We start from the raw sequence: 12,906 nt of genomic DNA, 5'->3' as shown, positions 1-12,906 counted from the left end.
GTGCGCTGCCTGTTCTGAGGATCAACTCACACTGGCTATTGAAACTTTGAACAGGTTGACGCACTGCTACCCGGTGACCGGTTTTTTCTGCGCCGCAAAATCTCTATATATTCCTGCTGAATGTGGATTTTTTATCCAGGCTGGACTAGTTATTAATCATCCTTGAATCGCGTTATGTAATGTTCAGGGATCGATGATGGCGTAATAACAAAACCTGGAGCTGGTCTATGAAAACTGGAATTAAAGTACTTATTGGTGCATTAGCTTTTGTCGTGACCAACGCATATGCCGCGGAATTTATGACAAAACTTGAATTTGAAAAGGTTGAGTCGCAGTACACAAAAATCGGTGATATCTCAACGAGTAATGAAGTTTCTGTCTCAGACGCTAAAGAAGAGCTGCTGAAGAAAGCAGAAGAGAAAGGGGCCGATGTGGTGGTATTAACCTCCGGTCAAACGGATAATAAAATCCATGGCACAGCCAATATCTACAAGAAAAAATAATACGCTACTGTAAAAATCACGATACCCGCCGGTCATTGTATCGGCGGGTTTTCTTTTAATCTGCGCCAGAAGGTGGTTCGGCTTACCCCGAGATATCGTGCAGCCGCGGTTTTATCGCCATTGAATTGCGCCAGCACCTGCTGTGGCGTGAGCGATGAGGATACCTGCGGCGCGTCAGCAGCAACGGCCAGTTCCGGTAACAGCTGCTGCAGGAATTGTACGTTCAGCTCCGGCTGCGGCTCGACGCTTAAAAACAGCGCCAGGCGCTCCATCATATTACGCAGTTCACGGATATTCCCAGGCCAGCCATAATTCAGTAACGTCGGTTGACTCAGACCCAGCCCTTTGCGCACAGGTTCAGAAAACGGCACCTCCAGTTCCGCCAGCGACTGTTTTAAAAAGCCTTCCGCCAGCGGCAGGATATCGGGCAATCGCTCGCGTAGCGGCGGTAGCGTGAGGCGCAAAATACTCAGGCGATAAAACAGATCGGTGCGAAATTCTCCCAGTTTTATCTCCTGCTCCAGATGACAGTGGGTGGCGCTAATCACCCGTACATCGACTGGAATTGGCTGATGTCCTCCGACCCGGGTGACCTCTTTTTCTTCCAGTACGCGCAACAGTCGGGTTTGTAACGGCAGCGGCATTTCGCCTATCTCATCAAGAAACAGCGTTCCGCCGTGGGCGATTTCAAACAGGCCCGCGCGTCCTCCCCGACGGGAGCCGGTAAAGGCGCCATCCTCATAGCCGAACAGCTCCGCTTCCAGTAATGATTCGGTGATTGCCCCGCAGTTGACGGCAACAAACGGCGGCGAAGGTTTACCGCGCCGGTTCTCCTGACGGGTGAAAAACTCACGATGAATTGCCTGCGCCGCCAGCTCTTTGCCCGTGCCGGTTTCGCCCTGAATCAGCACCGGTGCACGCGAACGGGCATAAAGCATAATGGTGTGCCGCACCTGTTCCATCTGTGCCGAGTGACCGCGCATATCCCCCAGCGCATAGCGGGTGCGCAGCGTATCGCCGGAAACGTACGGACCGTTTCTGCGCAGCGTCAGACGAGTCATATCGAGCGCATCGACAAAGGCCTGGCGCACGGTGGCCGCCGAATAGATAAAGATGCCGGTCATGCCTGCTTCTTCAGCCAGGTCGGTAATCAACCCCGCGCCGACGACCGCCTGCGTGCCGCTGGCTTTCAGCTCGTTGATTTGCCCACGGGCATCTTCTTCCGTGATATAGCTGCGCTGTTCAAGCTGCAAATTGAAGGTTTTTTGAAAAGCGAGCAGCGCGGGGAGGGTTTCCTGATAGGTAATGACGCCAATCGACGAGGTGAGCTTTCCCGCTTTGGCCAGCGCCTGTAGCACGTCAAACCCGCTGGGTTTAATCAGGATCACCGGAATCGATAAACGGCTTTTCAGATACGCCCCGTTGGAACCCGCGGCAATGATGGCATCACAACGCTCGGTGGCTAACTTCTTGCGGATATACGTCACCGCTTTTTCAAAACCAAGCTGAATAGGGGTGATGGTTGCCAGGTGGTCGAACTCCAGGCTGATGTCGCGAAACAGTTCGAACAGGCGCGTGACCGAAACGGTCCAGATAACCGGTTTGTCGTCGTTCACCCGCGGCGGAAGATGCGTATCAGCCATAACCATCCTAAAAAATAAGGCACCGAGTATTAGGGTTTAGTTGTGTTTCATGAATGTTGCAATGAAACGTGAAGGAACGTTTCATGAAACGATAGCTGACACGCTTTTGTGCAACAAAGATACAAAGATTTAATTTAATATATTGTTTTTAAAGGTAAATATATAAAATAATTAAAAATTAAAGTCTTTGGCATACCCCTTGCTTTAAATAAATCAACGAATGATAACAAGTTGATAACAAAGGACGGGATATGTCTCTACACTCCCCAGGGCAGGCGTTTCGCGCCGCGCTCAGCAAAGAAAACCCATTACAAATCGTTGGCACCATCAACGCCAACCACGCTCTGCTGGCCCAACGCGCCGGATATCAGGCGATTTATCTCTCCGGCGGCGGCGTCGCGGCTGGGTCTCTGGGTCTGCCGGATCTCGGTATTTCTACCCTTGATGATGTGCTAACCGATATTCGCCGCATTACTGATGTTTGCCCGCTGCCATTGCTGGTGGATGCGGATATCGGTTTTGGATCGTCAGCTTTCAACGTGGCGCGGACCGTGAAGTCGATTTCCAAAGCCGGTGCCGCCGCGCTGCATATTGAAGATCAGATCGGCGCCAAACGCTGCGGTCATCGCCCGAACAAGGCGATCGTCTCGAAAGAAGAGATGGTTGACAGGATCCGCGCCGCCGTGGATGCGCGTACCGATCCCAACTTTGTGATCATGGCGCGGACCGATGCATTGGCGGTGGAAGGGTTAGAGGCCGCCATCGATCGTGCCCAGGCGTACGTCGAAGCAGGCGCGGATATGTTGTTCCCGGAAGCCATTACCGAGCTTGCCATGTACCGTCAGTTTGCTGATGCGGTACAGGTGCCGATCCTCGCCAACATTACCGAATTTGGTGCTACGCCACTGTTCACCACTGATGAACTGCGCAGCGCGAACGTCGCGATGGCGCTGTATCCACTGTCGGCCTTCCGCGCCATGAACCGCGCTGCGGAAAAGGTTTACAACGTGCTGCGCCAGGAAGGAACGCAAAAGAGCGTTATCGACATTATGCAGACGCGCAACGAGCTGTACGAAAGCATCAATTACTACCAGTTCGAAGAGAAACTCGACGCGTTGTATACCAAGAAGTAACCGTCGTAGGCCGGATAAGGCGTAGCTGCCATCCGGCAATAAATTTGTACCCTACATATTATAAAAATGACGAGGACAACATGAGCGACACAACGATCCTGCAAAATAGTACCCATGTCATTAAACCTAAAAAATCGGTTGCGCTGTCAGGCGTCGCCGCCGGAAATACCGCGCTGTGTACCGTAGGCAAAAGCGGTAACGACCTGCACTATCGCGGCTACGATATTCTCGACCTGGCGCAGCAGTGCGAATTTGAAGAAGTCGCGCACCTGCTGATCCACGGGAAATTGCCCACCCGTGATGAGCTCACCGCCTATAAAAGCAAATTAAAAGCGCTGCGCGGACTGCCCGCAAACGTGCGTACCGTTCTGGAAGCGCTGCCTGCTGCCTCGCACCCGATGGACGTGATGCGCACCGGCGTCTCCGCGCTGGGCTGTACGTTGCCGGAAAAAGAAGGGCATACCGTCTCCGGCGCACGCGATATTGCCGATAAGCTGCTGGCATCGCTCAGTTCTATTCTCCTGTACTGGTATCACTACAGCCATAACGGCGAGCGTATTCAGCCTGAAACTGACGATGATTCCATTGGCGGCCACTTCCTGCATCTGCTGCATGGCGAAAAGCCGTCGCGAAGCTGGGAAAAAGCGATGCATATTTCGCTGGTGCTGTACGCCGAACACGAATTCAACGCCTCCACCTTCACCAGCCGCGTGATTGCAGGGACCGGATCCGATATGTATTCCGCGATTATTGGCGCGATTGGCGCACTGCGTGGTCCGAAACACGGCGGGGCGAATGAAGTATCGCTGGAGATCCAACAGCGCTACGAAACGCCAGACGAAGCGGAAGCGGATATCCGTAAACGCGTTGAAAACAAAGAAGTGGTGATTGGCTTTGGTCATCCGGTTTACACCATCGCCGACCCGCGCCATCAGGTGATAAAGCGCGTGGCGAAACAGCTTTCTCAGGAAGGCGGTTCGCTGAAAATGTACAACATCGCCGACCGTCTGGAAGACGTGATGTGGGAAACGAAAAAGATGTTCCCCAACCTCGACTGGTTCTCGGCAGTCTCCTACAACATGATGGGCGTCCCGACCGAAATGTTCACTCCGCTGTTTGTCATCGCCCGCGTCACCGGCTGGGCGGCGCACATCATTGAACAGCGCCAGGACAACAAAATTATCCGTCCTTCCGCCAATTACACCGGCCCGGAAGATCGTGTCTTTGTCGCGATAGATCAGCGTTGCTAATGCAAAACCTCTAAATATAAAAAACAGGAACCCTTGTTATGTCTGCACATATTTCGAACGTCCGCCCGGAATTTGACCGTGAAATCGTTGATATCGTTGATTACGTCATGAATTACGAGATCACTTCGACGGTAGCGTATGACACCGCGCATTATTGCCTGCTTGATACCTTAGGCTGCGGCCTGGAAGCGCTGGAATATCCGGCCTGTAAAAAACTGCTGGGGCCGGTAGTCCCAGGGACTGTGGTGCCGAACGGCGTGCGCGTTCCGGGCACCCAGTTCCAGCTCGATCCGGTGCAGGCGGCGTTTAACATCGGCGCGATGATCCGCTGGCTGGACTTTAACGACACCTGGCTGGCCGCGGAATGGGGGCATCCTTCCGATAACCTCGGCGGCATTCTGGCTACGGCTGACTGGCTGTCACGCAATGCGGTAGCGGTGGGGAAAGCGCCGTTAACCATGAAAAAAGTGCTCACCGGAATGATTAAAGCCCATGAAATTCAGGGCTGCATCGCGCTGGAAAACTCTTTTAACCGCGTCGGTCTCGATCACGTCCTGCTGGTCAAAGTGGCCTCCACGGCGGTGGTCGCCGAGATGCTTGGCCTGAACCGGGATGAAATTCTCAACGCCGTATCGCTGGCGTGGGTTGACGGGCAGTCGCTGCGTACCTATCGCCATGCGCCAAATACCGGCACGCGTAAATCCTGGGCAGCTGGCGATGCAACTTCGCGCGCGGTACGTCTGGCGCTAATGGCGAAAACCGGTGAGATGGGGTATCCGTCTGCGCTGACGGCGAAAACCTGGGGCTTTTATGACGTCTCTTTCAAAGGCGAATCGTTCCGCTTCCAGCGCCCGTACGGCTCTTATGTGATGGAAAACGTGCTGTTTAAAATCTCCTTCCCGGCCGAGTTCCACTCGCAGACTGCGGTAGAGGCGGCGATGACGCTGTACGAGCAGCTACAGGCTGCAGGGAAAACGGCGGCGGATATCGAAAAAGTGACCATTCGTACGCACGAAGCCTGTATCCGTATCATCGATAAAAAAGGCCCGCTGAATAACCCGGCGGATCGCGATCATTGCATCCAGTATATGGTCGCTATTCCGCTGCTGTTCGGGCGTTTAACCGCGGCAGATTATGAAGACGGCGTGGCGCAGGACAAACGCATTGATACCCTGCGCGAGAAGATCAACTGCTTTGAAGATCCGGCCTTTACAGCCGATTACCACGATCCTGAAAAACGCGCCATCGCGAATGCCATCACCCTGGAATTCACCGACGGCTCACGTTTTGAAGAAGTGGTGGTGGAGTACCCAATCGGCCACGCGCGCCGTCGTAACGACGGGATGCCGAAGCTGGTCGAGAAGTTCAAAATCAACCTGGCGCGTCAGTTCCCGACCCGTCAGCAGCAGCGCATTCTGGATGTCTCCCTGGACAGAACTCGCCTGGAGCAGATGCCGGTCAATGAGTATATGGATTTGTTTGTTATCTGAAACCCGACTCATCAGGCGTAAGTTCAACAGGAGAGCATTATGTCTTATAGCGAGTTTTATCAACGTTCTATTACGCAGCCGGAGTCGTTCTGGGCCGAGCAGGCCCAGCGTATTGACTGGCAGCAGCCGTATACGCAGGTACTGGACCACAGCAATCCGCCGTTTGCCCGCTGGTTTTGCGGCGGGACGACCAATCTGTGCCATAACGCCATCGACCGCTGGCTGGAGAAACAGCCCGAGGCGCTGGCGCTGATTGCGGTGTCATCAGAAACCGAAGAAGAACGCACGTTTACCTTTCGTCAGCTGTATGACGAAGTGAATGTTGTGGCAGCGATGCTGTTGTCGCTCGGCGTACAGCGCGGGGATCGGGTACTGGTTTATATGCCGATGATCGCCGAAGCGCACATTACGCTGCTGGCCTGCGCACGCATTGGGGCGATCCATTCAGTGGTGTTCGGTGGTTTTGCTTCGCACAGCGTGGCGGCGCGCATCGATGACGCCCGACCGGTGGTTATCGTTTCGGCGGATGCCGGGGCGCGCGGCGGCAAGATACTGCCCTATAAAAAGCTACTCGATGATGCGATCGATCAGGCTCAGCATCAGCCGCGTCATGTGGTGCTGGTCGACCGCGGTCTGGCGAAAATGGCGCGGGTGGAGGGGCGTGACCTCGACTTTGCCGCGCTACGCCAACAGCATCTCGGCGCACGGGTGCCGATTGTCTGGCTGGAGTCGAACGAAACGTCCTGCATTCTCTACACCTCAGGGACAACCGGTAAACCGAAAGGCGTTCAGCGCGACGTTGGTGGCTATGCGGTCGCGCTGGCGACCTCGATGGACACCATTTTCGGCGGCAAAGCGGGCGGCGTGTTCTTCTGCGCGTCGGATATCGGCTGGGTGGTTGGGCATTCCTATATCGTGTATGCCCCGCTGCTGGCGGGGATGGCGACGGTGGTTTACGAAGGGCTGCCAACGTATCCGGACTGCGGCGTATGGTGGAAAATTGTTGAGAAGTATCAGGTCAGCCGGATGTTCTCGGCCCCGACCGCCATCCGCGTGCTGAAAAAATTCCCGACCGCGCAAATCCGCAATCACGATCTCTCCTCGCTGGAGGTGCTGTATCTGGCGGGTGAGCCGCTGGATGAACCGACCGCCAGTTGGGTAACGGAAACGCTGGGCGTCCCGGTTATCGACAACTACTGGCAGACTGAATCCGGCTGGCCGATTATGGCTATCGCCCGCGGGCTGGACGACCGACCGTCGCGGCTGGGCAGTCCTGGCGTGCCGATGTACGGCTATAACGTGCAGTTGCTCAATGAGGTGACCGGTGAACCTTGTGCGGCGAACGAGAAGGGGATGCTGGTGATTGAAGGGCCGCTGCCGCCGGGCTGTATTCAGACTATCTGGGGGGATGACGCGCGGTTTGTGAATACCTACTGGTCGCTGTTTTCCCGCCAGGTGTACGCCACCTTTGACTGGGGCATTCGCGATGCCGATGGCTATTACTTCATTCTTGGCCGTACGGATGACGTGATCAACGTGGCCGGACACCGGCTGGGGACGCGCGAGATAGAGGAGAGTATTTCCAGCTATCCAAACGTCGCCGAAGTGGCGGTAGTTGGCGTGAAGGATGCGCTGAAAGGGCAGGTGGCGGTCGCGTTTGTTATTCCAAAACAGAGCGACAGTCTGGAAGACAGCGACATTGCCCATTCGGAAGAGAAGGCGATTATGGCGCTGGTGGATAGTCAAATTGGTAATTTTGGTCGTCCGGCGCACGTCTGGTTTGTGTCGCAACTGCCGAAAACACGCTCCGGCAAAATGCTCAGACGGACGATTCAGGCGATCTGCGAAGGCCGCGATCCTGGCGATCTAACGACCATTGACGATCCCGCATCGTTGCAGCAAATCCGTCAGGCGATCGAGGAGTAACGTCGTGTGATGCCCGGTGGCGCAATGCTTACCGGGCCTACGTGTTAATCAACTTTCTTATACGGCCCGTGATAGTAATCAAACGGCGCATAAACCGTATCGGCCACGAACGATAACGGCACATCAACAAATAACAGCGCTAAATCGAAATAGTTATAATCGTAAGCGCCCGGGTTTTTTAGTTTATCAATATCATGGCGCATACCCACGTAATACGTATCTGAATCCTCGCCTGCCGTGCGCGCATCAATGCTGCCACATCCTGTAAGTAATACGCTGATAAAGAGCGTTGTTACCGCAACCGTCTTTTTGCTCATGCTATGACCTGGCTTCTCGCCCCGTTTTACCATAACGATAAAAAAGCGGCGTGTTGTCCTCGGAACTTAAACCACCAGGTCAGGACTCATCGTGTGAGGATGGCACATCGAAGGCCGGATAAACCACGTGAGTGGTGTATCCGGCAAAGAGGCTTTTACAGCGTGACGCTTTCGCGACGACGCAGCAGAGAAAACGGCCCCGGTCCACTTAGGGTAAATACGGAAATCAACGTGAAGCTTAGCGCAATTATCCCCAGCACCAGATACGCCCCCTGGAAACCAATACTCTCATACATTTTTCCGGCCAGAACTGACATGAAAATCATTGCTAACTGTTTGAAGAAACAGAAGCACACCAGGTAAATTGTGGCCGAGAAGCGCACTTCAAACTGACTGGTGATGTATTTGAAGCAACCGACGATCAGGAACGGTATTTCAAACATATGCAGCGTTTTGAGAATGACGACCTCCAGCGCAGAGGTGGCGAAGGAGGAGCCGATGATCCGCACCGACATTATCGTACCGGCCAGCAGTAGGGCGTTCTTTCCGCCAATGCGGTTCACAATCAGCGGCGCAAAGAACATGATAGAGGCATTAAGTAATTCCCCCATGGTCGTGACGTAGCCAAACACACGGGTACCCTGTTCGCCGGTGGCAAAGAACGAGGTAAAGAAGTTGGCGAACTGCTGGTCAAACACATCATACGTACAGGAAACGCCGACCACGTACAGGGAGAGGAACCAGAGTTTCGGTTGTTTAAATAACTCCAGCGCTAGCTTCAGACTGAATGCTGAGTTGTTGGCGCCTACCGCATCCGCAACTTTTGCAGAAGAGGGGACATCTGTTTTTGAAAAGAGCAGCAGCAATGCCAGAATGACCGCACAGCCGGAACCTAACCAGAAGACAAACTGGTTATTGATGGTGAACATAATCCCGGCAATTGAGGCGCACAGCGCCCAGCCCACGCAGCCAAACATGCGCGCGCGACCAAATTCAAAATTGCTTCGGCGGCTGGCTTTTTCAATATAGGCTTCAATCGCCGGAGCGCCGGCATTGTAGATAAAGCCAAGGTAAATCCCGCCGACAATCGAACCCAGTAAAATATTAGCCTGTAATAACGGGCCAAAGACGTAAATAAAGAATGGGGCAAACATTACCAGCATTCCGGTAATTACCCACAGCAGGTGTTTACGCAGGCCAAGCTTATCGGAAAGCAGTCCGAAAACAGGCTGGAATAATAATGAAAATAGTGAAATACAGGCGAAAATGATCCCGGTGTCACCTTTACTGATATGGTTTACATCGTGTAACCAGATAGGGAAGAAGGGGAAATAGGCACCCATAATGAAAAAGTAAAAGAAAAAGAAGAAGCCGAACATCCAAAAGTTAGTGTTTTTCAAATAATACATAATGGACTTCCTTACGATGAATGCGGGCAGGGGGGAACCTGCCCGATTATTATTATTTTTGACCCCAGACCAGCTGGTAGTGGTAGCGTCCGGCACTCAGCAGGAACTCTGGTGAAACGGAAGGACTCCAGGAGTCGTCACCGCCCACGCCCATATGGAAGCCATCAATATTGACCCAGGTACCTGCCTCCGGTTGCAGCAGATGGCGGTGGCTGGTTTCCATCAGTTGCTTCTGGCTAAAGCGGCTGATGTTGAACAGGAAGTCCCCTCGCCATTGATGCGCGCCGTAGCGTAGCTCACGCGTGTTGCAGCGCAGACCGTTTTCGCCAGGGAAAACATACGGGGTGTACATCTCATCAAGTGACAAATCCCAACGATCAAAACAGGCGGCGCTCAGGCGATCCGGGTAGTTCTCATGTGGGCCGAGACCTAACCAGTTCACGCGCTCAGCGACCTGCGCCAGCTGGCAGCTCAGGCCGATGCGGGCCGGATGTGGCGTGCCGCTGGCGACGTCGACATCCACCGTTATCTGCATCTCACCATTGCCGTCAATACGGTAGCTTTTTCGGCTGACGAACAGCGTTTCGCCCTGATACTGCCACGCATGTTCGGTGGCGATCAGTACCGCATTGCTTAGCGTGTCGGCAGCACAGTGCAGTAACGTTGCTTCGACCAGATAATGACCGGCGGCTTTCCAGCGTTCGACCCAGGCGTTAGGGTCGATGCGGGTTGACTCGCTCACGCCGATGTCGTTGTCCAACGGCGCGCGGGTGAACTGGTCAGTAAGCGGGGTTAACAGTTGGGCTGCGTCGCCAATCCAGTACTGTGTCAGCAGGCCAGACTGACGGTCGAATTGCCAGCGCTTGTCGTTGATCTCAACAGTAAAGGTGTTTTCGCTCACGTTCAGCTGTGGTGCGGTACGGGCAGTTGGCCGTGGCGCCAGGCTGAGTTTCTCTTCCAGCTTCCATTGCTGCCAGGCGCTAATGTGCCCGGCATCTGACCATGCGGTGGCCTGAGGTTGCTCTACGCGTACCGTTAGCCATAACTGGCCGGCGGTTTCCGGCATCGGGACATCTGGTAAGGTAATCACCTGGCGACTCTGTGGGGCGATATCCAGCACGATTTCTCCGGCGGCCAGCGGGTTGCCATCCTGGGCAATCGACCAGTGCAGAACTTCGTTATCGCTGTGGCGGAACAGATATTCGCTGGTTACTTCAATCTGGCGTTTGGGTCCCGGCAGCAGCGTAAACTGGAAAAACTGCTGCACATGTTTGGCCTCGTATAATGCCGGATGCGGGGTGCGATCGGCGAACACCAGGCCGTTCATGCAAAACTGACGATCGTTAGGCGTGTCGCCAAAATCACCACCGTAGGCAGACCATGCTTTGCCGTTCTCATCATATTTAATCAGCGACTGATCTACCCAGTCCCAGACAAACCCGCCCTGTAGGCGCGGAAATTGACGGAACGCTTGCCAGTATTTGGCGAAGCCGCCAAAACTGTTGCCCATGGCGTGGGCGTATTCGCAGAGGATCAGCGGACGCTGCTCGCCGGGCATCGACAGCCACTTTTTAATCGACCATTTGGGTACCGCGGGGAAGGGCTGATCCTGATCGACGCGGGCGTACATCGGGCAAATAATGTCGGTCGCCGTGGTATTTGCGCCGCCGCCTTCATACTGTACCGGGCGGGACGGATCTTCTGATTTTATCCAGCGGTAGAGCGCGTCATGGTTGGCGCCATGCCCGGATTCATTGCCCAGTGACCAGATGATGATGCTCGGGTGGTTGCGATCGCGTTGCACCATGCGCGTGACGCGCTGGCTCATGGCTGGCAGCCATGCGGGATCGTCGGTAAGGCAATTCATCGGCACCATGCCATGGGTTTCAATGTTGGCTTCGTCGACCACATACAGGCCGTAGCGATCGCACAGGGTGTACCACAATGGATGGTTCGGGTAATGGGAGCAGCGCACGGCGTTAAAGTTGTTCTGCTTCATCAGCAGAATATCCTGCACCATCGTCGCCTCGTCCATCACCTGACCGTTGACCGGATGGTGCTCATGACGGTTGGTGCCGCGAATCAACAGCGGCTTACCGTTGAGTAACAGCAGGCCGTTTTCAATACGAACCTGACGAAAGCCGACATCACAGGCTTCCGCTTCAATCAGCGCTCCGTCAGCGGTACGTAACTGGACCACAGCGCGGTACAGATTAGGCGTTTCGGCACTCCACAGCGCCGGGTTTTCGACGTTCAGACGCAGGGTAACCCGATCATGATAAGCGCCGCGTTCATCAATAATTTCGCTGCCGAGCGGGGAAGTCGTTTCGTGAGTGAGCGTTTCACCGTCCCACAATTGCAGGGTGACGCGTAAATCTTCGCTCTCGTTGTCCGCCACTCTGACTTCTGTTTCCAGCGTGGCGCGGCTGAAATCGTCGTTAAAACGGGTGTTAATGCGCAGGTCGCGGATTTGCGTAGTGGGCTTATGCAGCAAAGATACATCGCGAAAGATCCCGCTCATGCGCCACATGTCCTGGTCTTCCAGATAACTGCCGTCGCTCCAGCGCAGCACCATCACAGCCAGGCGGTTTTCGCCGTGCAGCAGATAATCGCTAAGATCGAATTCAGACGGCAGGCGGCTGTCCTGACCGTAGCCAACCCAGCGACCATTGCACCACAAATGAAACGCGGAATTCACCCCGTCAAAAATAATGCGCGTCTGACCTTCATCTAACCACGCGTCTTCGATACTGAATGTGAGCGAGTAACATCCTGTCGGATTCTGTGCTGGAACGTACGGGGGGTTAACCGGGATCGGGTAGGTGACGTTGGTATAAATTGGCGCGTCGTAACCGTCCATCTGCCAGTTAGAGGGGACGTTGATAGTATCAGCCTGTGGCAGATCGCTTGTCAGCCAGCTTTCCGGTACGGCCTCAGGCGCGGAAAACCAGGCGAACTGCCACTTGCCATTCAGCGAGCGTAACTGAGTTGATCGCTGATTGGTGCGCGCATCATCTGCTGAGCGCCAGCTACAAAACGGCGGGTGCGCCTCCAGGCGGTTGAGCTGCGTGACGCCGGGATTTTCCCAGTCACGGCGGGCCAGTACAGCGGAGAGTGAATCTGTGTTCAGGTTCATAACGGTATCCTGTTTGAATTTGTTATTCGCTCACAATTTCAATCAAAATACGAATAAGCGATCCCAACTGTAAAGGATGGGGCGCTCAATGGGTGAACT

General features: G+C 54.5%; 9 protein-coding genes. 5 read left to right on the top strand and 4 right to left on the bottom strand.

Going from position 1 to position 12,906, the window contains the following annotated elements; genetic code table 11:
* Positions 1–227 precede the first annotated feature (227 nt).
* A complete protein-coding gene (yahO, locus tag HV350_RS18860; protein WP_016151944.1) occupies positions 228–503 on the top strand; it encodes a DUF1471 family periplasmic protein YahO in 276 nt (91 codons plus the stop codon).
* A 32-nt stretch (positions 504–535) separates the two neighbouring features.
* Here the strand turns inward: yahO and prpR are convergent, their stop codons facing one another.
* Positions 536–2,146: a propionate catabolism operon regulatory protein PrpR gene (gene prpR / locus HV350_RS18855; protein ID WP_181629122.1), complete on the bottom strand. Its 1,611-nt coding sequence runs from the start codon at positions 2,144–2,146 to the stop codon at positions 536–538.
* Positions 2,147–2,397: 251 nt separating this feature from the next.
* Here prpR and prpB point away from each other — a divergent pair, with 251 nt between their 5' ends.
* The 4 genes from prpB (at position 2,398) to prpE (ending at position 7,945) form a co-directional block, all read left to right on the top strand.
* Positions 2,398–3,279 (top strand): methylisocitrate lyase, encoded by an 882-nt coding sequence (gene prpB, locus HV350_RS18850; RefSeq protein ID WP_016151946.1) that lies wholly within the window; start codon positions 2,398–2,400, stop codon positions 3,277–3,279.
* A gap of 80 nt (positions 3,280–3,359) precedes the next feature.
* Positions 3,360–4,529 carry a 2-methylcitrate synthase gene (gene prpC, locus HV350_RS18845; protein WP_016151947.1) on the top strand — a complete coding sequence of 390 codons (1,170 nt, stop codon included), beginning with the start codon at positions 3,360–3,362 and terminating at the stop codon, positions 4,527–4,529.
* Positions 4,530–4,567: 38 nt separating this feature from the next.
* Complete coding sequence (locus tag HV350_RS18840; protein ID WP_016151948.1) at positions 4,568–6,019, top strand: bifunctional 2-methylcitrate dehydratase/aconitate hydratase; 1,452 nt, start codon at positions 4,568–4,570, stop codon at positions 6,017–6,019.
* A gap of 39 nt (positions 6,020–6,058) precedes the next feature.
* Positions 6,059–7,945: a propionate--CoA ligase gene (prpE, locus tag HV350_RS18835; protein ID WP_181629120.1), complete on the top strand. Its 1,887-nt coding sequence runs from the start codon at positions 6,059–6,061 to the stop codon at positions 7,943–7,945.
* A gap of 44 nt (positions 7,946–7,989) precedes the next feature.
* Here prpE and HV350_RS18830 read toward each other — a convergent pair whose 3' ends face one another.
* The 3 genes from HV350_RS18830 to HV350_RS18820 form a co-directional block, all read right to left on the bottom strand.
* Positions 7,990–8,262, bottom strand: coding sequence for a YceK/YidQ family lipoprotein (locus HV350_RS18830; protein WP_016151950.1), 273 nt, complete (start codon positions 8,260–8,262; stop codon positions 7,990–7,992).
* A gap of 155 nt (positions 8,263–8,417) precedes the next feature.
* A complete protein-coding gene (locus HV350_RS18825; RefSeq protein ID WP_094761422.1) occupies positions 8,418–9,671 on the bottom strand; it encodes an MFS transporter in 1,254 nt (417 codons plus the stop codon).
* 52 nt (positions 9,672–9,723) lie between these two features.
* The gene (locus tag HV350_RS18820; protein WP_181629119.1) at positions 9,724–12,807 is read right to left on the bottom strand and encodes a beta-galactosidase; all 3,084 of its coding nucleotides are present in this window, start codon (positions 12,805–12,807) and stop codon (positions 9,724–9,726) included.
* Between the last annotated feature and the right edge of the window lie 99 nt (positions 12,808–12,906).

This window comes from Citrobacter sp. RHBSTW-01013 (assembly GCF_013781985.1).
Lineage (GTDB): Bacteria > Pseudomonadota > Gammaproteobacteria > Enterobacterales > Enterobacteriaceae > Citrobacter > Citrobacter braakii.
Note: the sequence above shows the minus strand (reverse complement) of the source record. Positions and strands in the feature narration are given on the sequence as shown.